Origin of the sequence: Streptomyces sp. P9-A4 (genome assembly GCF_036634195.1) — a bacterium.
GTDB lineage: Bacteria > Actinomycetota > Actinomycetes > Streptomycetales > Streptomycetaceae > Streptomyces.
This window is the reverse complement of the sequence record NZ_JAZIFY010000001.1, coordinates 3,815,822-3,841,783: the sequence shown is the minus strand read 5'-3', so window position 1 is coordinate 3,841,783 and position 25,962 is coordinate 3,815,822. Positions and strand designations below refer to the sequence as shown.

General features: G+C 70.7%; 27 protein-coding genes. 16 read left to right on the top strand and 11 right to left on the bottom strand.

Features of this window, described 5'->3' with window-relative positions:
• Positions 1-17: 17 nt before the first annotated feature.
• The 8 genes from V4Y03_RS17155 to V4Y03_RS17120 all read left to right on the top strand — a co-directional run bounded on the left by V4Y03_RS17155 (position 18) and on the right by V4Y03_RS17120 (position 8,841).
• Positions 18-767 (top strand): YcnI family copper-binding membrane protein, encoded by a 750-nt coding sequence (locus tag V4Y03_RS17155; protein WP_317877169.1) that lies wholly within the window; start codon positions 18-20, stop codon positions 765-767.
• A gap of 47 nt (positions 768-814) precedes the next feature.
• Complete coding sequence (locus tag V4Y03_RS17150) at positions 815-1,549, top strand: SCO family protein (RefSeq protein ID WP_317877170.1); 735 nt, start codon at positions 815-817, stop codon at positions 1,547-1,549.
• On the top strand, positions 1,546-1,998 hold the full coding sequence (locus tag V4Y03_RS17145; protein ID WP_317877171.1) for a copper chaperone PCu(A)C: 453 nt from the start codon (positions 1,546-1,548) through the stop codon (positions 1,996-1,998). Before V4Y03_RS17150 ends, V4Y03_RS17145 begins: the two co-directional genes overlap by 4 nt.
• 50 nt (positions 1,999-2,048) lie before the next feature.
• The gene (locus tag V4Y03_RS17140) at positions 2,049-3,950 is read left to right on the top strand and encodes a copper resistance CopC/CopD family protein (RefSeq protein ID WP_332435480.1); all 1,902 of its coding nucleotides are present in this window, start codon (positions 2,049-2,051) and stop codon (positions 3,948-3,950) included.
• 3 nt (positions 3,951-3,953) lie between these two features.
• Positions 3,954-5,225 (top strand): iron uptake transporter deferrochelatase/peroxidase subunit, encoded by a 1,272-nt coding sequence (efeB, locus tag V4Y03_RS17135; protein ID WP_332435479.1) that lies wholly within the window; start codon positions 3,954-3,956, stop codon positions 5,223-5,225.
• Positions 5,226-5,306: 81 nt separating this feature from the next.
• Positions 5,307-6,242: a prephenate dehydratase gene (gene pheA, locus V4Y03_RS17130; protein ID WP_317874466.1), complete on the top strand. Its 936-nt coding sequence runs from the start codon at positions 5,307-5,309 to the stop codon at positions 6,240-6,242.
• Between the two features lie 506 nt (positions 6,243-6,748).
• Positions 6,749-8,038 carry a serine--tRNA ligase gene (gene serS, locus V4Y03_RS17125; RefSeq protein ID WP_317874465.1) on the top strand — a complete coding sequence of 430 codons (1,290 nt, stop codon included), beginning with the start codon at positions 6,749-6,751 and terminating at the stop codon, positions 8,036-8,038.
• On the top strand, positions 8,035-8,841 hold the full coding sequence (locus V4Y03_RS17120; RefSeq protein WP_332435478.1) for an HAD family hydrolase: 807 nt from the start codon (positions 8,035-8,037) through the stop codon (positions 8,839-8,841). Before serS ends, V4Y03_RS17120 begins: the two co-directional genes overlap by 4 nt.
• Positions 8,842-8,942: 101 nt before the next feature.
• Here the strand turns inward: V4Y03_RS17120 and V4Y03_RS17115 are convergent, their stop codons facing one another.
• Positions 8,943-9,620, bottom strand: coding sequence for a rhomboid-like protein (locus tag V4Y03_RS17115; protein WP_443079796.1), 678 nt, complete (start codon positions 9,618-9,620; stop codon positions 8,943-8,945).
• 34 nt (positions 9,621-9,654) lie between these two features.
• A complete protein-coding gene (lpdA, locus tag V4Y03_RS17110; RefSeq protein WP_317874462.1) occupies positions 9,655-11,058 on the bottom strand; it encodes a dihydrolipoyl dehydrogenase in 1,404 nt (467 codons plus the stop codon).
• A 123-nt stretch (positions 11,059-11,181) separates the two neighbouring features.
• On the opposite strand from lpdA, the gene V4Y03_RS17105 reads away from it, so the two are divergent.
• Together V4Y03_RS17105 and V4Y03_RS17100 are read left to right on the top strand one after the other, a co-directional pair.
• Complete coding sequence (locus tag V4Y03_RS17105) at positions 11,182-11,862, top strand: FadR/GntR family transcriptional regulator (RefSeq protein WP_332435476.1); 681 nt, start codon at positions 11,182-11,184, stop codon at positions 11,860-11,862.
• Entirely contained in the window at positions 11,859-13,151 is a 1,293-nt protein-coding gene (locus V4Y03_RS17100) for a CynX/NimT family MFS transporter (protein WP_443079795.1), read from the top strand. Before V4Y03_RS17105 ends, V4Y03_RS17100 begins: the two co-directional genes overlap by 4 nt.
• A 44-nt stretch (positions 13,152-13,195) precedes the next feature.
• Here V4Y03_RS17100 and V4Y03_RS17095 read toward each other — a convergent pair whose 3' ends face one another.
• From V4Y03_RS17095 to V4Y03_RS17080, 4 genes are read right to left on the bottom strand one after another with little or no spacing between them, the layout of a single operon-like run.
• Positions 13,196-13,915 (bottom strand): ABC transporter permease, encoded by a 720-nt coding sequence (locus V4Y03_RS17095; RefSeq protein WP_332435475.1) that lies wholly within the window; start codon positions 13,913-13,915, stop codon positions 13,196-13,198.
• A 14-nt stretch (positions 13,916-13,929) separates the two neighbouring features.
• Entirely contained in the window at positions 13,930-14,841 is a 912-nt protein-coding gene (locus V4Y03_RS17090) for an ABC transporter ATP-binding protein (protein WP_317874459.1), read from the bottom strand.
• Positions 14,838-15,749 (bottom strand): ABC transporter permease, encoded by a 912-nt coding sequence (locus V4Y03_RS17085; protein WP_317874458.1) that lies wholly within the window; start codon positions 15,747-15,749, stop codon positions 14,838-14,840. The genes V4Y03_RS17090 and V4Y03_RS17085 overlap by 4 nt, the downstream gene beginning before the upstream one ends.
• Entirely contained in the window at positions 15,746-16,720 is a 975-nt protein-coding gene (locus tag V4Y03_RS17080) for an ABC transporter ATP-binding protein (protein ID WP_332437202.1), read from the bottom strand. Before V4Y03_RS17080 ends, V4Y03_RS17085 begins: the two co-directional genes overlap by 4 nt.
• Positions 16,721-17,005: 285 nt before the next feature.
• On the opposite strand from V4Y03_RS17080, the gene V4Y03_RS17075 reads away from it, so the two are divergent.
• The 5 genes from V4Y03_RS17075 (at position 17,006) to V4Y03_RS17055 (ending at position 21,900) form a co-directional block, all read left to right on the top strand.
• Positions 17,006-17,851, top strand: coding sequence for a M24 family metallopeptidase (locus V4Y03_RS17075; protein ID WP_332435474.1), 846 nt, complete (start codon positions 17,006-17,008; stop codon positions 17,849-17,851).
• Complete coding sequence (locus tag V4Y03_RS17070) at positions 17,851-19,665, top strand: SDR family oxidoreductase (protein ID WP_332435473.1); 1,815 nt, start codon at positions 17,851-17,853, stop codon at positions 19,663-19,665. Before V4Y03_RS17075 ends, V4Y03_RS17070 begins: the two co-directional genes overlap by 1 nt.
• 123 nt (positions 19,666-19,788) lie before the next feature.
• Positions 19,789-20,739, top strand: a complete 951-nt coding sequence (locus V4Y03_RS17065) for a MerR family transcriptional regulator (RefSeq protein WP_332435472.1) — start codon at positions 19,789-19,791, stop codon at positions 20,737-20,739.
• 123 nt (positions 20,740-20,862) lie between these two features.
• Positions 20,863-21,432, top strand: coding sequence for an RNA 2'-phosphotransferase (locus V4Y03_RS17060; protein WP_317874454.1), 570 nt, complete (start codon positions 20,863-20,865; stop codon positions 21,430-21,432).
• Between the two features lie 15 nt (positions 21,433-21,447).
• Entirely contained in the window at positions 21,448-21,900 is a 453-nt protein-coding gene (locus V4Y03_RS17055; protein WP_332435471.1) for a hypothetical protein, read from the top strand.
• Between the two features lie 18 nt (positions 21,901-21,918).
• Here the strand turns inward: V4Y03_RS17055 and V4Y03_RS17050 are convergent, their stop codons facing one another.
• The 5 genes from V4Y03_RS17050 to V4Y03_RS17030 form a co-directional block, all read right to left on the bottom strand.
• Positions 21,919-22,458, bottom strand: a complete 540-nt coding sequence (locus tag V4Y03_RS17050; protein WP_332435470.1) for a pyridoxamine 5'-phosphate oxidase family protein — start codon at positions 22,456-22,458, stop codon at positions 21,919-21,921.
• A gap of 203 nt (positions 22,459-22,661) precedes the next feature.
• Positions 22,662-23,063 (bottom strand): DNA-binding protein, encoded by a 402-nt coding sequence (locus tag V4Y03_RS17045; RefSeq protein WP_332435469.1) that lies wholly within the window; start codon positions 23,061-23,063, stop codon positions 22,662-22,664.
• Positions 23,060-23,308, bottom strand: coding sequence for a hypothetical protein (locus V4Y03_RS17040; protein WP_317874450.1), 249 nt, complete (start codon positions 23,306-23,308; stop codon positions 23,060-23,062). The genes V4Y03_RS17045 and V4Y03_RS17040 overlap by 4 nt, the downstream gene beginning before the upstream one ends.
• A gap of 55 nt (positions 23,309-23,363) precedes the next feature.
• Positions 23,364-24,572: a hypothetical protein gene (locus V4Y03_RS17035; protein ID WP_332435468.1), complete on the bottom strand. Its 1,209-nt coding sequence runs from the start codon at positions 24,570-24,572 to the stop codon at positions 23,364-23,366.
• Positions 24,565-24,936, bottom strand: coding sequence for a hypothetical protein (locus V4Y03_RS17030; RefSeq protein WP_332435467.1), 372 nt, complete (start codon positions 24,934-24,936; stop codon positions 24,565-24,567). Before V4Y03_RS17030 ends, V4Y03_RS17035 begins: the two co-directional genes overlap by 8 nt.
• A 100-nt stretch (positions 24,937-25,036) precedes the next feature.
• On the opposite strand from V4Y03_RS17030, the gene V4Y03_RS17025 reads away from it, so the two are divergent.
• Positions 25,037-25,930, top strand: coding sequence for an LLM class flavin-dependent oxidoreductase (locus V4Y03_RS17025; protein ID WP_317874447.1), 894 nt, complete (start codon positions 25,037-25,039; stop codon positions 25,928-25,930).
• The last annotated feature ends 32 nt before the right edge of the window (positions 25,931-25,962 follow it).

Below are 25,962 nucleotides of genomic sequence, written 5' to 3'. Positions count from 1 at the left end.
CTGGAGTGTCTTCTGCCATGACCGTCTCCCGTCTCTCCGCCACCCGGGTCGCCCTCGCCGGCGGCATCGCCCTCTCCTCCGTCGTGCTGCTGTCGGGCACGGCCTTCGCGCACGTGAGCGTGCAGCCGCAGGGCGAGGCCGCCAAGGGCGGCTACGCCACCGTCAACATCAAGGTCCCGAACGAGCGCGACGACGCCTCCACCGTGAAGCTGGAGGTCAACTTCCCGCTCGACCACCCGCTCGCCTCCGTCATGCCGCAGCCCATCCCCGGCTGGAAGGCCGTGGTGACCAAGAGCAAGCTCAGCAAGCCGCTGGAGCTGCACGGCAAGACCATCAACGAGGCCGTCTCCAAGGTGACCTGGACCGCCGACGGCTCGAAGATCGGCCCCGGCCAGTTCCAGCAGTTCCCGCTCTCCCTCGGCCAGCTGCCCGAGGACGCCGACCAGCTCGTCCTGAAGGCGATCCAGACGTACGACAACAAGGAGGTCGTGCGCTGGATCGAGGAGCAGAAGGAGGGCGCGGAGGAGCCGCAGAACCCCGCCCCCGTCCTGAAGCTCTCCGCCGCCTCCGAGGACCACCACGGCGGCGCCGCCCCGTCCGCCTCGGCCGACGGGAAGGCCGGCCACGACGAGAAGGCCGCGGAGAAGGAGACGGCCGCCGCCGACTCCTCCGACACCACGGCCCGGATCCTCGGTGTCATCGGCATCCTCGTCGGTGTCGCCGGTGTCGCCTTCGGCATCCTCGCCGGCCGCCGCCGCTCGGCCTGACGGCCGCCCCTCATCCAGAGCACCCGGAAGGAAGCGGAAAGAACAGCATGTCCGCAGAGAAGACACCCACCCCGAAGCCCGGGGACGACGGCGCCGCCCGCCCCGGGCGGCGCACCCCGCTGATCGTCGCCTCGGTCGCGATCGTCGCCGCGCTCGGCATCACCGCGGCCGTCGGCCTCGGCGACGACGACAAGCCCACCGGCGGGGGCGCCGGCTCGGTCGCCGTGGTCTCCGGCGGTAACGAGTCCACCAAGGCCGCCACCGTCCTCGACCGGCCGTTCACCAAGCCCGCGCTCGTCCTCACCGACACCAAGGGCCAGAAGTACGACCTGCGGGAGCGGACCAAGGGCAAGCCGACGCTCGTCTACTTCGGCTACACGCACTGCCCCGACGTCTGCCCCCTGACGATGAGCAACATCGCCATCGCCAAGAAGCAGCTCCCCAAGGCGGACCAGGACAAGCTCCAGGTCGTCTTCGTCACCACCGACCCCGAGCGGGACACCTCGGCCGAACTGGCCAAGTGGCTGCCCGCCGCGGGCGACTCCTCCTTCACCGGTCTCACCGGCGACTTCTCCGCCATCCAGGCGGGCGCCCGGCAGATCGGCATCGGCATCGACCCTGCGAAGAAGGACAAGGACGGCAAGGTCGTCTCCATGCACGGAGCACAGGTGATCGCCTTCTCGCCGACGACCGACCAGGGCTACGTCCTGTACGGCGAGGACGCGAGCGTCGACGACTACACCAAGGACCTGCCGAAGCTCATCAAGGGGGAGAACCCGTGAACCGCCGCACCACCGCCCTGTCCGCCTCCGTGGCTCTCGCCGCCGCGCTCGCCATAACCGGTTGTTCGTCCTCGTCCGACGGGGACAAGCCCCAGCTCAAGGTCAGCGGCGCGTTCATGCCGCAGCCGGTGATGGACATGGCCGGCGGCTTCCTCACCATCACCAACGACAGCGCCACCGCCGACAAGCTCACCTCGGTCACCAGCACCATCTCCGACGACGTCACGATCCACGAGACGAAGAACCAGAAGATGCAGGAGGTGAAGTCCTTCGACATCCCCGCGAACGGGGAGCTGAAGCTCGCACGTGGTGGCAACCACATCATGTTCATGGAGCTGAAGCAGAAGCCGAAGCAGGGCGAGAAGGTCAGCATCGAGCTCCACTTCGAGAAGTCCGACCCCATCAAGGTCGAGCTTCCCGTCGAAGCCGCCAACCACAACCCGCGGTAGCACCCAGCGCGTTGACGGAGTTCATACAGAACTGACGGAGTGACCCAGAGATGACAACCACCGCCCCGCGCCTCGGTACCGCCCTGGCCCGGCTGCTGATCCTCGCGGCCGCGCTGCTCGGCACGCTGCTCGCCGGCGCCGCCCCCGCGTCCGCGCACGCGGCGCTGACCGGAAGCGATCCGAAGGACGGGGCGGTGGTCGCCACCGCTCCCAAGGAGGTCAACCTGACCTTCTCCGAACAGGTCGCCATGAGCCCCGACTCGATCCGGGTCCTCGACCCGGCGGGCCGCCGGGCCGACACCGGCGAGGTAATCAACCTGTGCAGCGACTCCGTCGTCCGTTACGGCGTCGCACTGCGCGCCGGACTCCCCGACGGCACCTACACCGTGGCCTGGCAGACCGTCTCGGCCGACAGCCACCCCATCTCGGGCGCCTTCACCTTCTCCATCGGCGCCCCGTCCACGACGTCCGTCGCGCTGCCCGACCGGACGGCCGGCGGCGGACTCGTCGGCGCCCTCTACGGCATCGCGCGCTACCTCTCCTACGCGGGCTTCGCCGTCCTCGTCGGCGGCGGTGCCTTCGTCCTGGTCTGCTGGCCGCGCGGCGCGAGCGTCCCGCCCGTCCAGCAGACCGTGGTCCGGGGCTGGCTGACCCTCACCGGCGCCACCCTCGTCATGCTGCTCCTGCGCAGCCCGTACACGGGCTCCGGCGAACTCTCCGACGCCTTCGACCTGGCCGGTCTGAAGGCCGTCCTGGAGACGAAGACCGGGGCCGCGCTCACCTCCCGGCTGCTGCTGCTCGGCGCGGCGGCGCTCTTCGTCGCCGTCCTCTTCGGGGCCTATGCCCGGCGCACCGACCCGAAGGAGAAGAAGGACCTCGCCTTCGGTCTCGGCCTCGGCGGCACTGTCGTCGCCGCGGGGATCGCCGGCACCTGGGCCCTGGCCGAGCACGCCTCGACCGGTATCCAGCCCGGCATCGCCATGCCGGTCGACATCCTGCACCTGCTGGCCGTCGCCGCCTGGCTCGGTGGGCTCACGGTGCTGCTCGTCGCCCTCTACCGGGCCCCGAGCGTCCCGCGCGGGGCGGTCGAACGCTTCTCCAGGGTGGCCTTCGGCTCCGTGGCCGTCCTCGCGGCCACCGGCATCTACCAGTCCTGGCGCCAGGTCGGTTCCTGGTCGGCGCTCACCGGGACCCGCTACGGGCAGCTGCTGCTCGTCAAGATCGGTCTGCTGGCCGTTCTGATCGGCATCGCCTGGATCTCCCGCCGCTGGACCCAGCGCCTGGCCGCCCCGGCAACGCCCGAGGAAGAGGCCCGGGAAGAGGACGCGGAGGAAGCCCAGGAGGAAGCCAAGGAGCAGGCCGAGGCCGCCGATCCCGAGCGGGCCGCGCAGCTCGCCCGGCAGCGGGCGGCCGTCGCCACCGCGCGGCGCAAGCGCGAGCGGGACGCCGACCCCGAGCGGGCCGGCCTGCGCCGCTCGGTGCTGACCGAGGCGGCCGTCGCCGTCGTCCTCCTCGCCGTGACCACCGTGCTCACCTCGACCGAGCCCGGCCGCACGGAGGAGGAGGCGGGCCGCGGCACCTCCGCCTCCGGTCCGGCCGCCGTGCCCGACCGGCCCGTCGACATCCGGCTGCCCTTCGACACCGGCGGCGTCGACGGCAAGGGCGTCGTCCGGCTCAGCCTCGACCCCGGCCGCACCGGCGCCAACGCGCTCCACCTCTTCGTCGAGCGCCCCAACGGCAAGCCGCTGGACGTCCCGGAGATCAAGGTCGCCCTCACCCTGGAGGCGAAGGACGTCGGCCCGCTGCCCATCGCCCCCGACCGGATCCAGACCGGACACTGGAGCGCGAGCGGCGTCCAGATCCCGATGCCCGGGGAGTGGCGGATCCAGGTGACCGTCCGTACCTCCGAGATCGACCAGACCACCATCGAGAAGAACGTGAAGATCGGCTGACCCGTGAGCGAGAACGACAACCTTGAGATCTCCCGGCGGCGCCTGCTCGGCAGCGTCGGCGCGGTGGGCGCGGCCGGGCTCGTCATCGGCGCGGCCGGTGGCGTCGGAGTCTCCGCCGCGGTGTCGGGCGACGACGACGCGTCCGGAACCGGCGCCGGCGGCGCCCCGGCGCTGGCCTCCGTCGGCTCCACCGAGGTGATGTTTCACGGGAAACATCAGGCCGGCATCACCACGCCCCTCCAGTCCCGCGGGCATCTGGTCGCCTTCGACCTCGCCCCGGGCGCCGGGCGCAAGGAGGCCGTCGCGCTGCTGCGCCGCTGGTCGGCGACGGCGAAGACGCTGATGTCGGGGAAGGCCCCGGCCGGGGACACGGGTGTCGCGCTCGACGCGGGCCCGTCCTCCCTCACGGTCACCTTCGGCTTCGGCCGTACCTTCTTCGACCGCACCGGGCTCATCACCCGCCGCCCCATGGCGCTCGACCCGCTGCCGGCCTTCTCCTCCGACGCGCTGGACGCCCGGCGCTCGGAGGGCGATCTGTGGGTGCAGATCGGTGCCGACGACGCACTGGTCGCCTTCCACGCGCTGCGCGCGATCCAGAAGGACGCGGGCGACGCGGCCCGGGTGCGCTGGCAGATGAACGGCTTCAACCGCTCGGCCGGTGCCACCGCGAAGCCGATGACCGCACGCAATCTGATGGGCCAGGTCGACGGCACGAGGAACCCGAAGCCCACCGAGCCCGACTTCGACCGGCGGATCTTCGTCCCGGCCGGGACGACCGGCGCGGCGGAGTGGATGGCCGGAGGTTCGTACGCGGTGGTGCGCCGGATCAGGATGCTGCTCGACGACTGGGAGCAGCTGCCGTCGGGCCAACAGGAGCAGGTCATCGGGCGCCGGAAGTCCGACGGGGCCCCGCTCACCGGCGGTACGGAGACCACCGCGCTCGACCTGAACAAGTTCGGGCCGGACGGGAAGCTGGTCATCCCGGACAACGCCCACGCCCGGATCTCCGCCCCCGAACAGAACGGCGGGGCGGCGATGCTGCGCAGGCCGTTCTCCTTCCACGACGGCATCGCTCCCGACGGGACGCCGGACGCCGGTCTCCTCTTCGTCTGCTGGCAGGCCGATCCGCTCAGGGGCTTCGTGCCGGTGCAGCGCAAGCTGGACCGGGGCGACGCGCTGTCCGCCTTCATCCGCCACGAGGCCAGCGGCCTCTTCGCGGTCCCGGGCGGCCCGGCCGAGGGCGAATACGTGGGCCAGCGCCTCCTGGAGTCCTGACCTCCGGCCCGGACGGCCCACCGGCACATGGCTCCCGCCGGACGGGCCGCCCGTGGCCCCCGGGCCCACTAGGGTGACGGTATGTCCGCCAACCGGTTCACGTATCTCGGCCCCGAGGGCACCTTCACCGAGGCCGCGCTGCGTACGCTGCCCGAGGCCGCGACGAGGGAACTCGTCCCCATGGTCTCGGTCCCGGCCGCGCTCGACGCCGTACGGAACGGGGACGCCGCCGCCGCGCTCGTGCCGATCGAGAACTCGGTCGAGGGCGGGGTGACGGCCACCCTCGACGAGCTGGCCTCCGGCAGGCCGCTGATGATCTACCGCGAGGTGCTGCTGCCGATCGCCTTCGCCCTGCTCGTCCGGCCCGGGACCAGGCTCTCGGAGATCAAGACGGTGACGGGTCACCCGGTGGCCCAGCCGCAGGTGCGGAACTGGCTGCGGGCGAATCTGCCCGAGGCCGTGTGGGAGTCGGCGGCCTCCAACGCTGACGGCGCCCGGCTCGTACAGGAGGGCCGCTTCGACGCCGCCTTCGCGGGGGAGTTCGCGGCGGCGACGTACGGTCTCGAAGCGCTGGTCACCGAGATCCACGACGCGGAGAACGCCGAGACGCGCTTCGTGCTGGTGGGCCGGCCGGCCCGGCCGGCGGCTCCGACGGGTGCGGACAAGACCTCGGTGGTGCTGTGGCTGGGTGACGATCATCCGGGTGCCCTCCTCGAACTGCTCCAGGAATTCGCGGTGCGCGGGGTGAACCTGATGCTGATCCAGTCCCGGCCCACGGGGGCGGGGATCGGGAACTACTGCTTCGCCGTGGACGCCGAGGGCCATATCTCGGACCGCCGGGTGGGCGAGGCGCTGATGGGGCTCAAGCGGATGTGCCCCCAGGTGCGCTTCCTCGGCTCGTACCCGAGGGCGGGCGTCGTGGTCGAGGACGTACGGGCGCTGCGGCGCGGTACTTCGGACAGTGAGTTCATGGCGGCCTCCGACTGGCTGGCGAGGGCCCAGGACGGTCGGGCCTGATCAGATGGTGACCGAACGCTCCCGAAGGCGGGAGCGTTCGTCCACAGGTACGACCCACTAGTCCTACCTGCATATTTTTCAGTTACCCACAGCAGTTATCCACAGGCTTCACACTCGACCTGGGGACAAGTCGACAGCTCGCCCCGACAAGGTCGACAAATCGCCCTAGTCACACCCCCGAGCACCCCACCTGTCCACAGCGCCGCCGCAACGCCCCCGTCAGCACTCCTCGTCAGACCCACTCGTTGGAGCAAGCGGAGCAAGCAATTCCCACCCAAATGAGTGTCTCAATGGCGTTTGATCACGGAATTCCCAGGCGGGCGGCGGGAAATCCCCGCGATCCTCTCCGTAATCCACAGATCTTCCGCACAGCCTGTGGATAACTGAATGCCCTGCACCGCTCCCGGCGTTTTCACGGGTATCAATTCGGGCGAAACGGCACGCGTGACAACACGCGTGCCGTTATCCGGTGGGGGCGGGCGAACACGCACCGGTAGCCTGGTGGGGTGATTGACCTTCGCCTGCTCCGTGAGGACCCCGACCGTGTTCGCGCCTCCCAGCGCGCCCGTGGAGAGGACGTCGCGCTCGTCGACGCCCTGCTCTCCGCCGATGAACGGCGCAGGTCGTCCGGCGTCCGCTTCGACGAGCTCCGATCCGAGCAGAAGGCGCTCGGCAAGCTGATCCCCAGGGCCACCCCCGAGGAGCGCGCCGAGCTCCTCCAGAAGGCCGAGCAGCTCAAGACCGACGTCAAGGCCGCCGAGGCCGAGCAGAACGAGGCCGACGAGACGGCCAAGCAGCTGCTCCTCCAGCTCGGGAACATCGTCCACACGGACGTGCCCGTGGGCGGCGAGGAGGACTTCGTCGTCCTGGAGACGCACGGCACCATCCGCGACTTCGCCGCCGAGGGCTTCGAGCCCAAGGACCACCTGGAGCTGGGCGAAGCGCTCGGCGCCATCGACGTGGAGCGGGGCGCCAAGGTCTCCGGCTCGCGCTTCTACTACCTGACCGGCGTGGGAGCCCTGCTGGAGCTCGCCCTGGTCAACGCCGCCATCGCGCAGGCCACCGAGGCCGGCTTCATCCCCATGCTGACCCCGGCGCTGGTCCGTCCGCGCGCCATGGAGGGCACCGGATTCCTCGGCCAGGCCGCGGAGAACGTGTACCACCTGGAGAAGGACGACTACTACCTCGTCGGCACGTCCGAGGTGCCCCTCGCGGCGTACCACATGGACGAGATCATCGACGCGGACAAGCTGCCGCTGCGGTACGCGGGCTTCTCGCCCTGCTTCCGCCGCGAGGCCGGCACGTACGGCAAGGACACCCGCGGCATCTTCCGCGTCCACCAGTTCGACAAGGTCGAGATGTTCTCGTACGTCGCGCCGGAGGACGCCGAGGCCGAGCACCAGCGCCTCCTGGAGTGGGAGAAGCAGTGGCTGACCGGTCTTGAGCTGCCCTTCCAGGTGATCGACGTCGCCACCGGCGACCTCGGCGCCTCCGCCTCCCGCAAGTTCGACTGCGAGGCGTGGATCCCGACCCAGGGCAAGTACCGCGAGCTGACCTCGGCCTCGAACTGCGACAGCTTCCAGGCCCGTCGCCTCTCCGTCCGCATGCGCGAGGAGCAGGGCGGCAAGAAGACCGTGCAGCCGCTGGCCACCCTGAACGGCACGCTGTGCGCCGTACCGCGCACGATCGTGGCGATCCTGGAGAACCACCAGCTGCCCGACGGTTCGGTGCGGGTGCCCGAGGTGCTGCGCCCCTACCTCGGCGGCCGTGAGGTCCTGGAGCCGATCGCCAAGTGAGTCCCTTCCCCTACCGCCTGGTCGCGACGGATCTCGACGGCACGCTGCTGCGCGCCGACGAGTCCGTCTCGGACCGTACGCGGGACGCGCTCGCCGCCGTCACGGCGGCGGGCGCCGCGCACATCGTCGTCACCGGCCGGGCGGTGCCCTGGACCCGGCACATCCTGGACGACCTCGGCTACGAGGGCATCGCGGTGTGCGGGCAGGGCGCGCAGGTCTACCACGCGGGCGAGCACCGGCTGCTCACCTCGCTGACCCTGGACCGGCAGCTGGCCGGGCTCGCCCTCTCCAAGATCGAGGCGGAGGTGGGCCCGCTGGCGCTGGCCGCGAGCCGTGACGGTCTGGAGGGCGAGGTCCTGATCGGGCCCGGCTACCGGGCCCAGGAAGGGCCGCTGCCGTACGTGCCGTACGAGGACCCGGCGGAGGTGTGGTCGGCGCCGCTGACCAAGCTCTACATCCAGCACCCGACGCTGACGGACGACGAGCTGACCCGGGCCGCCCGGGAGACCGTCGGCGGTCTCGTGGACATCGTCCTGGCCGGTCCCGGGATCGTGGAGATCCTTCCCCTCGGCCTGAGCAAGGCGACGGGTCTGTCGCTCGCGGCGCGCCGGCTGGGCGTGAAGGGCGCGGAGACGATCGCGTTCGGCGACATGCCGAACGACATCCCCATGTTCGGCTGGGCGGCCCACGGCGTGGCCATGGGCAACGCGCACGCCGAGCTGCGAGCGGTGTCGGACGAGGTGACCGCCTCGAACGAGGAGGACGGCATCGCCGTCGTCCTGGAGCGCCTGCTGTCGGTCTGACCCGTCTTCGGGAAAGAGAAGGGGCGGCCCGCGCGGACACCGTCCGCGCGCTCGAAGTGGCCGCCCCTCCTTCCGGGGGATCCCCCGTGCCCCCCGTACAACTAGTGTGCGGCGGGCCCCCGTTCGCGGTCGAACGGTTTTCCGCGGGTGAGCGGGTAGCAGGCCAGGCCGATCGCCAGCGAGATCAGGTGCCCGAGGTCGGTGTACGTGCGGTCGGCGGCGAACGGTACGAGGAAGAAGGCCAGTACCGCCGCGAGGTAGAGCCAGCGCCAGGGCCGGGCCAGCCGGTAGGTGAGGATGCCCGCCGAGGCGGCGAGCCCGTAACTGACCCCGATGTCGACGACGTGCGCCATGCTGCGCGGCACGTCGTGGAGGCGGATGGCCACCAGGACGACCTGCTGGCTGATGAGGGTCGCCGCGATGTGCGCCGTGGCGACGGTGAAGAGCCACTTCGCGGTGCCGAGCCAGCGCTCGACGGGGGCGTGGAGCACCTCGAAGAGCACCGCGTACAGCAGGAGGTCGGCCGGGTCCTCGATCCAGAACGCGCTGCCGAGCAGGGCCCGGAGCGGGTGGTGCGCGAGCTGGTGGAGGTTGCTGCTGTTGCGGTGGAGGAGATAGGTGTCCAGGCCCTCGGGGGACAGCGCGATGACGAGGCTGGTGATCGCGATGACCAGGAGCCAGAGATGCGTACCGGGTGACGAACGCACCCACGACCTGATCGGTCGGGACGGTTCGCCACCCGGGGAGGTTCCGCTGTTTCCGCTGGCTTCGGTCGGCACGGTTCAGTGCCTATCACCGAAGTCGTGAGAAACCTCAGAAATTGATCATGTGTCCGGCAAGGCCGTGGATCGCTTCCTTGACGGCCTCGCCCAGCGTCGGGTGCGCGTGGACGTTCCGCGCGACCTCGTGGACGGTGAGGTCCCACTGCTGGGCCAGGGTCAGCTCGGGCAGCAGCTCGGTGACGTCGGGGCCGATCAGGTGGGCGCCGATGATTTCGCCGTGGGTGCCGTCGGCGATGATCTTGACGAAGCCGGTGGCGTCGCCGAGACCGTGCGCCTTGCCGTTCGCGACGAAGGGGAACTTGGCGACCTTGACGTCGAAGCCCTTCTCGCGGGCCTGCGCCTCGGTCCAGCCGAAGCTGGCGATCTGCGGCTGGCAGTAGGTCGCGCGCGGGATCATCGGGTAGTCGAGTTCCATCGTCTCGGCGTCCCCGATGGTCTCGGCGGCGATGACGCCCATGGCCTCGGCGGTGTGCGCGAGCATCAGCTTCGCGGTGACGTCGCCGATGGCGTAGATGTGCGGCACGGAGGTGCGGCAGCGGCCGTCGACGTCGATCGCGCCGCGCTCGGTCAGGGCGACGCCGGTGGCCTCCAGACCGTAGCCGGTGACGTTCGGGGCGAAGCCGATGGCCTGCAGGACCTTGTCGGCCTCCAGGACCTTCTGCACGCCGTCCTTGCCGGTGACGGTGACGCGGACCTGCGGGCCGGACTCGTCGATGGCCTCGACGCGGGTCGAGGTGAGGACGTCGATGCCGAGCTTGCGGTACTGCTTCGCCAGCTCCTTGGAGACCTCTTCGTCCTCCAGCGGCGCGATCCGGTCGAGGAACTCGACGATCGTGACCTTGGTGCCGTAGTTGTTGAGGACGTACGCGAACTCGATGCCGATCGCGCCGGCGCCGGCGATGACGATCGACTGGGGGGCGTCCTCGGCGAGGATCTGCTCCTCGTACGACACGACGCGCTCGCTGCGGGCGGTGCCGGGGAGCAGTCGCGGGGTGGCGCCGGTCGCGATGACGCAGTTGTCGAAGGTGATCGTCTCCGAGGTGCCGTCGGACTTGGCGACCTGGAGGGTGTTCGCGTCGAGGAAGGTGCCCCGGCCGTCGAACTCCGTGATCCCGTTCTTCTTCATCAGGAAGTGGACGCCCTTGACGCGGCCGTCGGCGACCGAGCGGCTGCGGCGGAACGCCTCGCTGTAGTCGAAGGAGACCGTGCCGTCGACCTTGATGCCGAAGGTCTTCGCCTCGTGGTTGAAGATGTGGGCGAGTTCGGCGTTGCGCAGCAGTGCCTTGGTGGGGATGCAGCCGACGTTCAGGCAGACACCGCCCCAGTACTTCTCCTCGACGACCGCGACCCGCTTGCCCAGCTGGGCGGCGCGGATGGCGGCGACGTAGCCGCCGGGGCCAGCTCCGAGTACGACGACGTCGAAGCGGTCTGACATGACTGACTCCCGAGGGTGGTGAGGGTGTTCGGTCCGCGTACGGCCCCACAGTAGTCGGGAGTCCCTCGGCCGGTCAGTTGTAGGATGACTGGGCAACCGGGCAAATGGAGGGGTCGGAACGGCATGGCACTCAGAGCTGCGGGGCGTACCTCGCTGGTGGATTCCGTGGTGGAACAGCTGCGTACGCAGCTCGCGGACGGCGAGTGGGCGGTCGGCGACCGCATCCCGACCGAGCACGAGCTCGCCCAGCAGCTCGGCGTCGGCCGCAACACCGTCCGCGAGGCCGTCAGGGTCCTGGTCCACGCGGGCCTCCTGGAGTCCCGCCAGGGCAACGGCACCTTCGTCAGGTCGACCGCCGATCCGGCCGCCGTCCTGCGCGAGGTCCGGCACGCGGGCGCCGCCGACGTCCTCGAACTGCGGGTCGCCCTGGAGGCCGAAGCCGCCCGGCTCGCTGCGGCCCGGCGGGACACCCACGACCTGCTGCGGCTGCGGGCGGCCCTGACCGGGCTGCGCGAGGAGGGCGACCGGGACGCGGACGCGGACCTCGCCTTCCACCTCGCGGTCGTCGGCGCCACGCACAACGCGCCCTTCGTCGAGGTGTACCGCTTCTTCTCCGCGCAGGTCCACGACGTCCTGGTGAAGGCCCTCGGCGACCGGGAGATGCCCCCGGTCGACATAGACGCCCACGAGGCACTGGTCGCCGCGATCGAGTCGGGCGACCCCGAGGCGGCGGAGCGACAGGCCCGCGAACTGCTGCGGGCGCCCATGGAGACGATCGCGGCGCTGACGGAGGGCTCCCGGTGAGCGAGGGAACACGTACGACGGAGCCGGCGGGCGCCCCGGCACCCCTGCTCGTCGACGCCGAGGCCGGGGTCGAACAGACGGCGGCGGGGAAGGCGGCCCGGCGGGCGCTGCTCGCGCACCCGGCGCTGCTGCTCGTCGGGATCGTGCTGGCCTCCCTGAACATGCGGGCCGCGCTCGCGAGCGTGGCGCCCCTGGTCGGCGAGATATCCGCCGACTACGGGCTCTCCTCGACGGCGAGCTCCCTGGTGACCTCGGTACCGGTGCTCTTCCTCGGCCTGGGCGCCCTGGTGGCACCGTGGCTGGGCCGCCGCTTCGGCGCCGAACGCGTCCTCTTCGCGGCACTGCTGCTGCTCGCCGTCGGCATCCTCGCGCGCCTGCTGCCCTCCGCGTACGCGCTGTACGGCGGCGGCGTCCTCGTCGGCACCGCGATCGCCCTGCTCAATGTGCTCATGCCGGGCCTGATCAAGCGTGACTTCCCGGACCGGGCCGCGGCGATGACCTCGGTCTACACGGGCGCGATGGTCGCCGGGGCCACGATGGCGGCGGCGGGCGCGGTGCCACTGGAGAAGGCGCTCGGCGGCGGCTGGGAGGCCTCGCTCGGCGTCTGGTCGCTGCTCGCCGCGGTGGCCGCCGTCGCCTGGCTGCCGCAGGTGCTGATCGCCCGGGGCCGTACCGGCCATGAGGTACGGGCCGTCCCGGCCGTCGGCGCCGCCCGCCCGGTGAACCTCTGGCGCTCGGGGCTCGCCTGGCAGGTCACGCTGTTCATGGGCCTGCAGTCGCTCTGGTCGTACGTGCTGATCGCCTGGATGCCGACGATCCTCACGGACCACGGGATGAGCCGCTCCACGGCCGGTGTCGTCTTCGCCTTCAACAACCTGGTCCAGATCGCGGGCGCCTTCGTCGTGCCCGTGCTCGCCGGCCGGATGCGGAGCCAGCGTCCGCTGATCGTGCTGGTCACCACCCTGGTCGCGGCCGGATACGCCGGTCTGATGGTGGCGCCGACGGAAGGTGCCTGGCTGTGGTCGGGGCTCCTCGGCGTCGGCCAGGGCGGCGCGCTCGGCCTCGCCCTGACCCTGATCGTGCTGCGCTCCGGGGACGCGACGACCGCGGCCCGGCTCTCCGGGATGGCCCAGACGGTCGGCTATCTGATGGCCGCGGCGGGTCCGATCGCCGCCGGAGCCCTCCACCAGGCCACCGGCTCCTGGACCCTGCCGATCAGTCTGGTCCTCGTCGTCTGCGCGACCGCCGTCGGCGTGGGACTGCTCGCCGCGCGGAACCGGACGGTCTGAGCGGAAGGAGAGGGGGCGGGACCGCCCCCTCTCCTTCCCGCCCGCTACTCCTCGCCCGCCAGGGCCAGCTTGCTGAGCTTGTAGCCGGCGAACCAGGTCGCCACGACCGTGACCGCCACCAGGAGCACCACCGCCGTCGTGAGGCCGACCTCGGAGGTGACCAGGCCGTCGCCCGTGACCTTCTGCGCCAGGGCGAGCGCCCACTGCTGCACGCTCAGGGTCCTGGCGCCGTCGATCAGGGAGCCGAACAGGGCCTCCCACACCAGGGCGTAGACCAGGCCGATGACCACCGCGTGGCGGCTGATCGTGCCGAGCAGCAGGAACAGCGCGCTGTACGCGATGGAGGCCACCAGCGCCGCCACCGTGTAGGCCACGGCCACCTGCTGGCCGTTGCCGTTGAGGATGAACCCGGCGATGAACGTCGGGACCGCCGAGAAGACCATCGTGACCGCGATGGCCACGATCAGCTTGGTGAAGATGATCGTGTGCCTTTTCACCGGCTTCGACAGCAGATAGACGATCGAGCCGTCGTCGATCTCGGGCCCGATCGCGCCCGTACCGGCGATCACGCCGATCAGTGGCACCATCGTGGCCAGTGCGAAACCGCCGAGGACGTCGGCCGCGGCCTGGTCGTCGGCGCCGCTGAGGAGGCGGATCGCCGCCGAGATGAGCAGCAGCATGCCGGGCAGCAGGAAGAGGATCAGCGCCCTGCGGCGGCCGAGGAGGGCCCGGTAGGTGAGCCGGGCGACTGTGGGGTTGTACATCGGTCAGGCTCCTTTCAGGCCGCGACGAGGTATGAGAAGACCGATTCGAGGGACTCGTCCGAGGGCGAGACCGTCAGGAGACGGATCCCCCGCTCGCGCGCGACCTTCGGCAGCAGTTCCGTGAACCGCCCGAAGTCCACCGCCTGCACGCGCAGGCCGCCCTCCGCGTGGTCGACCTCGATGCCGGCCGTGGACGGGTCGGCGATCAGCGCGGCGGCGAGCGCCCGGTCGTCGCTGGAGCGGACCAGGTAGCGGTGCGGCCGGTCCGTCATCAGCCGGCGGATCTTGCGGAAGTCACCGGAGGCCGCGTGCCGTCCGGCCACGATCACCTCGATGTGGGAGGCCAGCTGCTCGACCTCCTCCAGGATGTGCGAGGAGAACAGGACCGTGCGGCCCTCCGCGCCCATCCGCCGCAGCAGCTCCATCAGCTGCATGCGCTGGCGCGGGTCCATGCCGTTGAACGGCTCGTCGAGCAGCAGCACCGACGGCTCGTGGACGAGGGCCGAGGCCATCTTCACGCGCTGCCGCATGCCCTTGCTGTACGTGGAGATCTTGCGGTCCTGGGCGTACTCCATCTCGACCGTGGCCAGGGCCTGCTGGGCCTCCTTGGCGCCGAGGCCCTGCAGCTCCGCGTTGGCCAGGACGAACTCGCGGCCGGTCAGGAAGTCGTACATCGCCTCCCGCTCGGGCACGACACCGATCTGGCGGTAGACCGACTCGTTCCCCCAGATCGTCTGACCGTCGAGGGTGACGGCGCCGGTGGAGGGGTCGAGGAAGCCGCCCATCATGTTGATGAGGGTCGACTTCCCGGCGCCGTTCGGGCCGAGGAGGCCGGTGACGCCCGGACCCACCGTCATCGTGATGTCGTTCACGGCCACGACGTTCCCGAACCAGCGGGAGACGTGGTCGATGTGGAGCGTTGTCACAGCCCGACCTTTCGGTAGCGGCGCATCAGGATGCCGTACGAGGCGGCGATGAGCGCGAGGACGACCAGCAGATAGACCATGCCGACACCGGCACCCGGTCCCCCGAGCTCGGGGAACATGGGCGGTGCGCCCAGGAAGGCGGTCTGCACGCCGTCGATGAGGCTGATCGGGGAGAACAGGCCGAGCCACTCGATGGCGCCCTTGTTCTCCGTGGTGTAGGCGATGCCCATGAGCGTCGAGACCGCACCGTACGAGATGGTCAGCACGCCGATCACGGCGGCGACGCCGAAGCCGCGGCGCGGGGTCAGCGCGGCCATGACCAGGCCGACGCCGGCGAAGAGCAGCGAGAGCAGGGCCACGGAGACGAGCCCCTGGCCGAACATCTTGGCCTGCTCGGCGAAGTCCATCTTGGCGAGCATCGAGCCGATCCACATGATCAGCAGCGGGACGGCCGTGAGGATGAACAGCGCCGACGCCATCGCGCCGTACTTGGCGAGGACGTAGTCCGCGCGCTCGATCGGGCGGGAGAAGTACAGCGGCACGGTTCTGAACCGGAGGTCGCGGGAGACCGACTGCGGGGCCTGCGAGGCCAGGTAGATGCCGATGACGACCTGGAGGAAGACCGCGTACTGCGTGTACTCGATCGACAGCTTGGACTGCTTGGTGAAGACCGCGATCGCGACGAAGATCAGCGCCGGGATGCACATCACGCCGAAGAGCAGCATCGGCAGCACCTTCGACTTGGCGCTGCGGCCCAGGCCGTACGCGCCGCGCAGGGACTGCGAGAACAGCGACCTGCGCGCGTACGACCGGCCCAGGCGCGGGCCGTCGTACGACCGGTAGCCGATGTTGTGGATCCGGGTCGTGTCGGGAGCGGCCTGGGAGGGCTGGGGGGTCTGTGTGCTCATCGGGCCGGCACCTCCTCGTGCTGCGGGGACGCCTCGGCGGCTTCCGGCTTGAAGACCTCGGCGATGTGGTGGCGGCGCTGCTCCATGCGGACGAGACCGAGACCGAGGTCCGAGACGGTGTCCCGCACCAGGTCGTACGTCTCCTCGCCGGGCGCATCCAGGAGCAGGATGTGACCGGCGCCGGGCAGACCGTCCTCCACGCCCGCGTGGAGGACGACACCCGCGGCGGAGAGGGCCGCGCGGAGCGCCGCCGTGCCGTCGGGGTGGGTGTCGGAATCGGTGACCTCGACCGCGAGCGTCGTGGTGCTGCGGGTGAACTCGCTGGTGGAGCTGGAGCGGAGGAGCCGTCCGCCGTCGATGACGACGACGTGGTCGCAGGTCCGCTCCAGCTCACCGAGGAGGTGGGAGGTGACGAGGACGGAGATGCCGAAGTCGGTCCAGACCCGGCGGATCAGTCCCAGCATCTCGTCGCGCCCGACCGGGTCCAGGCCGTTCGTCGGTTCGTCGAGGAGGACCAGCTTCGGGTCGTGGACCAGGGCCTGGGCGAGCTTCACCCGCTGCTTCATGCCCGTCGAGTAGCCGCCCATGGGGCGGTACCGCTCCTCGTACAGACCGACGTGGCGCAGGGTGTCGGCGGTCCGCTCGCGCGCGGCGGTCGCGGGCAGCCCGGACATCCGCGCCATGTGGACGACGAACTCGGTGGCCGAGACGTCCGGTGGGAGGCAGTCGTGCTCGGGCATGTATCCCACGCGCTCACGGATCTCGGCGCCGGACGTCCGCACGTCCAGGCCCAGGACCTCGGCGCGGCCCTCCGTGGCGGGGGAGAGTCCGAGCAGGATCTTGATCATGGTGGACTTGCCGGCTCCGTTGGCACCCACGAGTCCGGTCACACCGGGCCCGATGTCCAGGGAGAGCCGGTCAAGCGCGGTCACCCGGGGGAACCGCTTGCTGAGGCTTTCGGTCGCGATCACAGTCACGCTTCGAAGGTAGTGGCGTGCGCCACAGCGGTCGTCAGCCCAACGGCTCGATCCTTCTCCGACCAGAGGAGTACAAGCCAGTAGGGGAGGTCGCGACGAAAGTCTTTTTCCCGGGGTTTTCGGGACGGCGGGTTCCCCGGGCCTCCGGGACGGGGGCGGGCGGTTTTCCACAGGGCCCGGTCCGACCCCTTGACGCAGCCGCCGGGCATTGTCACATTCATCGGTGTCAAGTTACGGACGCGTAGCGCAATCGGGCGCTCACACGGGACGGCGGGTGGCATGGCCTCAGCAGTGACAGGGGAACTCTCCGCGGAGCTGCGGGGGTTCAGAGAGACGCAGCGCCTCGCCTACGAGTGCGCCGAGGCCGTCGCGGCACAGCTCAGGCCGGGGGTGACCGAGCGCGAGGCCGCCCGGATGCAGCGGGAGTGGCTGTACGAGCGAGGGGTGCGGGACTGGTTCCACCGGCCCTTCGCCTGGTTCGGCGACCGCACGGCCTTCGTCGACTTCAAGATCCCTCTGCAGTTCTTCCCGACCACCAAGCGCCTGGAAGCGGGGATGCCGTTCATCCTCGACATGGCCCCGGTCCACAAGGGGCACACGGCCGACATCGGCTACAGCGGCTGCCTGGGCCTCAACCCCCTGCACGACAAGCTGCTCGCCGACCTCCGGGACCACCGCGAACTGATCCTGCGCGAGGTGCGCGAGCGCCGTACGCTCCGCGAGATCTACCAGGACGTCGACCGGCTCATGGTCCGCCAGGGGTACGCGAACCGGCACCGGGCCTATCCCTTCGGGGTCATAGCCCACAAGATCGACCGGGTGAGGGAGCGCCGCTGGTCGCCGACGCTCTTCGGCTTCGGCACCCAGGCGCTCAAGGGCCTCGCGAGCGACGCCCTGCACGGGCACCGGGACGGCTGGTCGCCGCTCTGGTCGCCGTACACGTTCTCCGACCACGAGCCGCAGCCGGGCCTGTGGGCGGTCGAGCCGCACCTCGGATTCCGGGGTACGGGCGCGAAGTTCGAGGAGATCCTGGTCGTCACCGACTCCCGGGACCCCGAGCAGAGCGCGTTCTGGCTGGACGACGATCTGCCGCACGTGCGGCGCTGGAACGAGAGGGCGGTCTGATGGCGGGGCTCAACGGTCCGACGGCGGGGCTCAAGGGGGCGCGGGAGCGCTGGGTACGGACGGGCGGGATCGAGCTGTGCGTCGCCGAGCTCGGCGAGCCGGACCGGCCCACCGTCCTCCTCGTCCACGGCTACCCGGACTCCAAGGAGGTGTGGTCGGAGGTGGCGGGCCGCCTCGCCGAGGACTTCCACGTGGTGCTGTACGACGTCCGGGGCCACGGTCGGTCCACGGCGCCGGCCCCGCTGCGCGGCGGCTTCACCCTGGAGAAGCTGACGGACGACTTCCTGGCGGTCGCCGACGCCGTCAGCCCTGACCGGCCGGTCCACCTGGTCGGCCACGACTGGGGCTCCGTGCAGTCCTGGGAGTTCGTCACGGTCGCGCGCACCGAGGGCCGGATCGCGTCCTTCACCTCGATGTCCGGCCCCTCCCTCGACCACTTCGGGCACTGGATCAAGCGGCGGATGACCCGGCCCACTCCGCGCCGGGTCGGCCAGCTCCTGGGCCAGGGCGCCAAGTCCTGGTACGTGTACATGCTGCACACGCCCGTCCTGCCGGAGCTCGCCTGGCGCGGGCCGCTCGGGAAGCGCTGGCCGAAGATCCTGGAGCGCGTCGAGAAGGTCCCCGCCGGTGACTACCCGACGCCCTCGCTGCCGAGCGACGCGGCGAACGGCGCCTGGCTCTACCGGGACAACGTCCGCGCGCGTCTCGGCAGACCGCGCGCCGACGCGTACGCGCACGCGCCCGTGCAGCTGATCACCCCGACCGGGGACGCGTTCCTCTCCGAGCGGCTCTACGACGACCTGGGCAGCTGGGTGCCGGACCTGACCCGGCGCACGATCCCCGCCAAGCACTGGGTGCCCCGCACCCGTCCCGACCAGCTCTCCGCCTGGATCGGCGACTTCGTCCGGGCCAACGAGGAACCGTCGACGAGGGCGCCGAAGCCGGTCGCGGAGACGGTGGCGAAGAGCGGGGTGAAGCCGGAGTACGCGGAGCGGTTCGGCGGCCGGCTGGTGCTGGTGACCGGGGCGGCCAGCGGCATCGGGCGGGCCACGGCCTTCGCCTTCGCGGAGGCCGGCGCCCGGGTGGTGGCCGTCGACCGGGACGCCGAGGGCGCGGTCCGCACGGCCGAGATGGCGCGGCTGATCGGTGCGCCCGAGGCCTGGGGCGAGACCGTCGACGTCGCCGACGAGCAGGCGATGGAGAAGTTGGCCGCCAAGGTGGCGAGCGAGTACGGGATCGTCGATGTCCTCGTCAACAACGCGGGCATCGGGCTCACCGGTTCCTTCTTCGACACGACGAGCGAGGAGTGGAAGCGGGTCCTCGACGTCAACCTGTGGGGTGTGATCCACGGGTGCCGGGTCTTCGGCGCCCAGATGACCGCGCGCGGCCAGGGCGGTCACATCGTGAACACCGCGTCCGCCGCCGCGTTCCAGCCGTCCCGCGCGCTGCCCGCGTACAGCACGTCGAAGGCGGCGGTGCTGATGCTCAGCGAGTGCCTGCGCGCGGAACTGGCCGGCCAGGGCATCGGGGTGTCCGCGATCTGCCCCGGCATCGTCAACACCAACATCACGTCGACCGCGCGGTTCGCGGGAGTCACGGACGAGGCGGAGGAGAAGCGGCGCCAGCGGAAGGCGTCCCGGCTGTACGGCCTGCGGAACTATCCGCCGGAGAAGGTCGCGGACGCGATCCTGGGTGCGGTTCTGCACGACCGCGCGGTGGTCCCGGTGACCCCCGAGGCCCGGAGCGCGCACTTCATCTCCCGGCTGAGCCCGGGAGTACTGCGGGCGTTCGCACGGTGGCAGCCGCCGGCGTAGCGAGGGGGACCGGCGCGGGCCGTCCGACCCGCGCGGGGCCGGGTCGGGGGCGGCGGTCGTACGATCCCTTGCAGGAGGGGCCTCGCGGCGGCGGGGTGGAGCGAGCGGTCGGTGGGAGCGGTTTTGTCCGAGCAGTCAGCACAGCCGGAGTACCGGATCGAGGATCTCGCCCATCACAGCGGGGCCACGGTCCGGACGATCCGCGCCTACCAGGACCGCGGGCTGCTGCCCCGCCCGGAGCGGCGGGGCAGGTCGAACGTGTACGGGGACGCGCACCTGGCGCGGCTCCGGCAGATCGCCGACCTCCTCGACCGGGGCTACACCCTGGCCTCGATCAAGGAACTCCTGGAGGCCTGGGACACCGGCCGGGGCCTCGGCGGGGTGCTGGGCCTCGTCGCGGAGGTGCACGGGCCGTGGACGGACGAGGAGGCGGACCGGATCTCCCGCGAGGAGCTGGACGCCCGCTTCGGCGGCACACCGGACGAGGCGGCCATCCTGGAGGCCGTCGAGCTCGGCGTACTGGAGCGGCTCCCGGGCCGGGAGGGCGAGGAGTACCTCGTACCGAGTCCCCAGGAACTCGCGGTGGCGGCCGAGTTGTACGCGGCCGGGGTGCCGCTCGCGGCAATCACCGGGCATCTGAGGGAACTTCGGGACCAGGTGGAGCACATAGCGTCCCGTTTCCTGGAGTTCACCACCGAGTACGTCTTCGCGCGCTATCTGGAGCACCGCCCCCCGACGGACACGGACGCGGCCGAGGCGGCGACGATGGTGCGGCGGCTCCGGCCGCTCGCCCAGCAGACGGTGGACGCCGAACTGGCTCGGGCCATGCGCCTGTTGGCGACCCGGCATCTCCAGCTGCATCTGGCGCCGCCCGAGGCACCGGCCGTGAAGGACGACGAGCCGCGCCCGGTGACCCTTCCGGCCGGAACGATAAGGGCGGTTCAGGGTCTGGTGGGTCCGGAGGGCGTCGCGGCCTTCGTCGCCGCCGCCACGGAACGAGAGGTCCACAAAAGAACATTGGACGCGCTTTCCGCAAATCGCTCAATCGGTGGCGAAGTTACTCAATCCACCTGAAAACACTGCCCTGTTGTCCACAGAATCGTCAACTCGCCTGTGGATAAGTCGCTTTGGCTGTGGATCAAACATCCCAGCGGAAATCGATGGCCCCGGAAAACCGCGCTCCGGCATCCTGACGCAATGAATGGAACCGCACGACGACAACCGCCGGACGAGCGCCGCACGGTGAAGGTCTCGAAGTACCTCTCCAAGCACCTGCGCCACCAGCCGGAGCGCATCGGCCTCGTCCTCGACGCCCACGGCTGGACCGAGATCGAGGCGCTGCTCCAGGCCACCGCACGCAACGGCTTCGTGATCACCCGCGAGGAACTCGACCACGTCGTCGCGACCAACGACAAGAAGCGCTTCGCGATCGAGGGCACCCGCATCCGGGCCAGCCAGGGCCACACCATCGCGGTGGACCTGGACCTGCCGGCCGCGGAACCGCCCGCGTACCTCTACCACGGTACGGTCGCCGCCCTGCTCCCCGCGATCCGGGCGGAGGGGTTGCGCCCCATGGCCCGCCACCACGTGCACCTCTCCCCCGACCGGGAGACCGCGACCCGGGTCGGTGCGCGCCGGGGCCGGCCGGTGGTGCTCAGCGTCGACGCCGGAGCCATGCACCGGGCCGGACACGTGTTCCGCGTCAGCGCCAACGGCGTCTGGCTGGCCGATGCCGTACCGCCGGAGTACCTGCGCTTTCCCGGCTGAGGCATGATCGCCCCCATGGCACACCCGCACCTGCCCAGCACCGAAGCCGCCGTCGTCGCGATCCGTGAGATCGCCCAGGAGTTCGAGCTGGAGATGACGGTGACCGACGACATCGGCGCGGACCAGACGTCCCGGCGCACCTCGTCCGGCGCGTTCGCCGTCCTCGACGCGGACGGTTCGCTGCCGCACGAGGCGTACGTGGAGCTGGGCGGCTCCCCCTCGGTCACGGTTCAGATCTTCCCGGAGGACGACGCCAGGATCGTCGTGGAAGGCATCGCGTTCGAGGACGTGCCCCGCGACGCGGTCCCCGCGTTCGTCCGTTCCCTCCACAGCGGCCTGGCCCATGTGAAGGGCCGTTTCTTCCCGCCCGGCTGGTGGCTGATCGTCCCGCTGCCCGGCGACGAGACCTACAAGGAACTCGTCCCCGGCGTCTCGCTCACCCCGTGGATGAGCCGCCTGACCCGCTGACCGCGGCGGTGCGGCGGGTCAGGCCAGCCAGTCGCCGTCCCGCATCAGTTCACGGCCGCGCAGTTCGTCCGCCTCGCGCCAGGCCTGGACGCGGCGCGGGGTGATGCGGAACCAGCGGTACGCCGTGGTCAGCGCAAACGGGTCGAAGCCGGTGCGCGCGGCGAAGCGGTCCCTCCGCTCCTCCGGCAGCGCGTCCATCTCCAGCACCTCGACATCGCCCTCGATCATGGTCACATCACGGGTGGCTCCGAGCCCGAGCCGAGCGGTCCCGGTGGCCGCCAGGTTCCGGCCGGTCGGGCTGTCCGCCGGGGTGGCCACCAGAAGAGCGGCCCCGTCCCAGTCGAAGGACAGCGGCACCAGGTATGGCACGCCGTCCGCCGATGCGGTGGCGACCCAGACGTCGACATCGTGGTCCAGCCGGTGCGCGGTGTCGCGCCGGCGCGCGGCAAGGGAACGGGGGCCGGGGGCTGCGGGGGCGTCGCCCGTAGCGCCGGTCCCGCCCGTACCGCCCGTACCGCCCGTACCGTCGGCCTCGCCCGTACCGTCGGTCTCGTTCATCGATCCCGCTCCCCTCAGTCCCGTGCAGTGAGCACAGTTTCCCCCCACGGGGTGTGCCCCGCCTCGGTATTCGAAGGTCCGGATCCCGTTCCACGCGCGCGCGTAGGGTGGCGTCATGCGCTTGAGTACGGTGAGCCTCCCCATCCACCGATGGAGCGAGGGAAAACGTACGTCAGGGGCGCCTTGGTCCCGCCCGAAGCGGATCAGATCGCGATGAGTCGGACTCGGTTCCCGCACAGCTTGGCCATGTCGTCGACGTCGGACGTGAGCATGGCCACCGGGCCCGGCTGGCGGAGCGCCAGCTCGGCGACGGTGGCATCGATCGCGTACTTGTGGCCGTGCAGGGCGGCTTCTCTCAGCAGCCCGGCGGCGGCTCTGGCCGTCTGCTCGGTCACCGCTTCCACCTTGACCTGGGAGAGGACCCAGTTCAGTCGAGGTGTGTTCACCCGGGCGTGCATGACCTCCACGATGGTGTTGGCGCAGACCACGAGATCGGCCGCCATCGAATGGAAGGATCTGATCATCGCGAGCACGGCCCGGTCCTGCGAGATCCAGGCGGACAGCCCTTGGGAGTCCAGTACGACGGCCTCAAGGCGATTGTTCACGCGGCGCTCGCCGACTCCTCGTGCTCGGCCGTGCCGAAGATTCTGGCCTGGGCCGCGGCCAACTCCTTGTCGGTGAACGCGCCGTGTTCCTCCTCGTAGCGGCGCAGCTCCTCACCGAGCAGGTGGTGCCTGATCTGGCGGGCAACGGCCTCCGCGACGTAGCCGGAGACGTTGTCCGTGAGCCTCTTCAGCTCCGCCACCTGCTCGGTGGGCAGAGTGACCGTGATGCGGGTCGTATCAGCCATGGATCCAGCATACTGCGGTATGCGCGCCATCGGTCGAGCTTCTCCACGTACGAGCTCAGCGCCGCCCCGCACCGAGCAGCTCGCTCAGACGGTCGCCGATCACGGACACCCCGGGGCGCGGGTCGCTCTCGTAATACCAGGGCTTGCGCCGGCGCAGCAGCGCATCGCCGTGCTCGCTCCAGGTGAATCCAGGCTTCCTCAGCAGCTTCCGGAACACGTCGTCCGCTGTCTCCGGATGAGCGGCGGCCAGTCGGCGGATCGGCAGTGGCGTGATCGACTCCTCGCGCAGGTACGTGCGCAGCAGGTCCTGGTGCTGTCTGCGCCCCGTGAGGGCGGGGTCCGCGAAGAGGTCCCGCAGCATCCCGTAGTCGGCGTAGAAGTTGAGCCCGTCGACCTGGTCGTAGATGACACCGACCGTGTCGGAGTCCGCGAGCTCTCGCGGAAGCTCGAAGAACGGCAGGTCCAGGCCGGGAGGACGTCTGCCCCGGGCGTGGCCCGGCCGTCCGGCGACGGCGCCCTCATGGCGGTGGCGGTAGTACCCGTCAAGGAGTTCCTCGGCTTCGGCAGGCGGAAGGACCAGTTCGTCGCCGCCGCAGAAGTCCATGAAAGCGGTCCGGTCCTCCCGCATCCACTGCCACCCCTGCTCGCTCTTCTCGGCGTTGCGGAAGACCAGTTCGGGGTGGTGCGTGGCCAGTCGCAGAGCGGCTTGGGCGATCTCGGTGGCGCTTGACCTGGGGTAGCTCTCCATAGCCCCGGACACCAGCCACGCCACGCCGGCCGATTGAACGGGCACCAGGCAGGTGTGGAGGAATCCACCCTCGGACACTCTGCGGAACGCCGCCCGCCCGACGTTCGAGTACGTGCGGTACTCCAGGTCGTCGACAAGGTTGAGCAGGATGACCGCATCCCCGTCCTTACGCTGGATCTCGAAGACGCCCTCGACCGGGTCACGCCAGCCGAGCAGCATCTCCCGTTCGGCGGCGGTCAAGTCCTTCCGGCCGGCGACGAAGCGGTCCACCACGGTCGAACCGTCCGGCAGGCGGTACCGCAGGATGAAGTGGTCGGTGATCCGGATCGCCTCGCCCTCGTCCAGCTGCCGTGCGGGCCCAGCGGCCTCCAGCAGAAGGGGCGTCAACCACCGGTCGAAGCGGGCGCTCTGAGCGAAGGCGACCAGTTTCTTCTTCAACTCGGCGCTGCGAGCGATGAGATCGTTCAGCGGCGGTTCGCCGGCGCCCTGATGCGCGCCCCGCACGGCCTCAGCCACGTTCAGTCCTTTCCTGCGAGCCACCTCCGCGTGAGGGGCGAGGCGTCCGGCCTCGACCTGCCCAGTGGCGGTACGCCTCGATCCGCTCCGCCCCCTCGGGAGCCGGGCTGGGCAACGGCAGCTCCAGGATGCCGACCGCCTGTCGGACGCGCCCGTGAGAGCACAACGCGCCGATCCTGCCGTCCGGCGTGAGGTCGATGCTCCGCATCCTTGCCTCGGCGCCGGGAACCATGGTCGTGAAAGGCACATCGAGGTGCTCCTCAAGCATGGTGAACAGGCCGGTCAGCTGCTCTTCCTCGCCGTACGCGTCGACCGTCGCCTCATCGACCAGGGCCGCGAGTTCAGCCTCACTCCACGTGCTCATGAGGGCACCGTAGCGACCGTCAGAGCGGCGCCGGTGCGGTTTCCTTCATCCGCTCCGCCGGCACAGCCATCGGAGCAGAACCCGGCGTATGGTCTGCATCATGCGTCTGAGTACGGTGATCCTCCCCATCCACCGATGGAGCGAGGGGCAGAAGACCTGGCGGCGGGCCGAGGACCTCGGGTTCCATGCCGCGTACACCTATGACCACCTGTCCTGGCGGACCTTCCGGGACGGCCCGTGGTTCGGCGCGCTGCCCACGCTCACCGCGGCGGCTACGGCCACCGAGCGGATGCGGCTCGGCACGCTCGTGACCTCGCCGAACTTCCGGCATCCGGTGACGCTCGCCAAAGAACTGATGACGCTCGACGACATCTCCGACGGGCGGATCACGCTCGGCATCGGCGCGGGCGGCAATGGCTTCGACGCGACCGCGCTGGGCCAGGAGCCGTGGACGCCGAAGGAGCGGGCGGACCGTTTCGGCGAGTTCGTGGCGCTGCTCGACCAGCTGCTCACCGAGGACGCGGTGACGGAGACCGGCACGTTCTACTCGGCCGACGAGGCGCGGAACATCCCCGGCTGCGTCCAGCGCCCGCGGCTGCCGTTCGCGGTGGCGGCGACGGGGCCGCGCGGTCTGAAGCTGGCCGCGCGGTACGGGCAGGCGTGGGTGACGACCGGTGACCCGAAGATCTTCGAGGAGGGCACTCCGGAGCAGTCGGTGGCGGCGCTGCGCGGCCAGGTCGAGAAGCTCGGCAAGGCCTGCGCCGAGACCGGCCGAGAGGTCGCCGAGCTGGACAAGGTGCTGCTGACCGGCTTCACGCCGGACCGGAGCCGGCCGCTGGAGTCCGTGGACGCGTTCGTGGACTTCGCCGGGCGCCACCGCGAGATCGGCTTCACCGAGATCGTGATCCACTGGCCGATCCCCGACTCCGACTTCGCCGCCGACCAGGCCGTCTTCGAGCGGATCGCCACCGAGGCGCTCACCCAGCTGGGCTGACGACGGAGCGAGGCCGGGCACGGCCGGGAGAG

Bases quoted from the DNA above. Each gene is read 5' to 3' on its own strand.
- V4Y03_RS17155 (WP_317877169.1), top strand. From the start codon at position 18: ATGACCGTCTCCCGTCTCTCCGCCACCCGGGTCGCCCTCGCCGGCGGC.
- V4Y03_RS17150 (WP_317877170.1), top strand. From the start codon at position 815: ATGTCCGCAGAGAAGACACCCACCCCGAAGCCCGGGGACGACGGCGCC.
- V4Y03_RS17140 (WP_332435480.1), top strand. From the start codon at position 2,049: ATGACAACCACCGCCCCGCGCCTCGGTACCGCCCTGGCCCGGCTGCTG.
- pheA (WP_317874466.1), top strand. From the start codon at position 5,307: ATGTCCGCCAACCGGTTCACGTATCTCGGCCCCGAGGGCACCTTCACC.
- lpdA (WP_317874462.1), bottom strand. From the start codon at position 11,058: ATGTCAGACCGCTTCGACGTCGTCGTACTCGGAGCTGGCCCCGGCGGC.
- V4Y03_RS17105 (WP_332435476.1), top strand. From the start codon at position 11,182: ATGGCACTCAGAGCTGCGGGGCGTACCTCGCTGGTGGATTCCGTGGTG.
- V4Y03_RS17095 (WP_332435475.1), bottom strand. From the start codon at position 13,915: ATGTACAACCCCACAGTCGCCCGGCTCACCTACCGGGCCCTCCTCGGC.
- V4Y03_RS17085 (WP_317874458.1), bottom strand. From the start codon at position 15,749: ATGAGCACACAGACCCCCCAGCCCTCCCAGGCCGCTCCCGACACGACC.
- V4Y03_RS17075 (WP_332435474.1), top strand. From the start codon at position 17,006: ATGGCCTCAGCAGTGACAGGGGAACTCTCCGCGGAGCTGCGGGGGTTC.
- V4Y03_RS17070 (WP_332435473.1), top strand. From the start codon at position 17,851: ATGGCGGGGCTCAACGGTCCGACGGCGGGGCTCAAGGGGGCGCGGGAG.
- V4Y03_RS17060 (WP_317874454.1), top strand. From the start codon at position 20,863: ATGAATGGAACCGCACGACGACAACCGCCGGACGAGCGCCGCACGGTG.
- V4Y03_RS17055 (WP_332435471.1), top strand. From the start codon at position 21,448: ATGGCACACCCGCACCTGCCCAGCACCGAAGCCGCCGTCGTCGCGATC.
- V4Y03_RS17050 (WP_332435470.1), bottom strand. From the start codon at position 22,458: ATGAACGAGACCGACGGTACGGGCGAGGCCGACGGTACGGGCGGTACG.
- V4Y03_RS17040 (WP_317874450.1), bottom strand. From the start codon at position 23,308: ATGGCTGATACGACCCGCATCACGGTCACTCTGCCCACCGAGCAGGTG.
- V4Y03_RS17030 (WP_332435467.1), bottom strand. From the start codon at position 24,936: ATGAGCACGTGGAGTGAGGCTGAACTCGCGGCCCTGGTCGATGAGGCG.
- V4Y03_RS17025 (WP_317874447.1), top strand. From the start codon at position 25,037: ATGCGTCTGAGTACGGTGATCCTCCCCATCCACCGATGGAGCGAGGGG.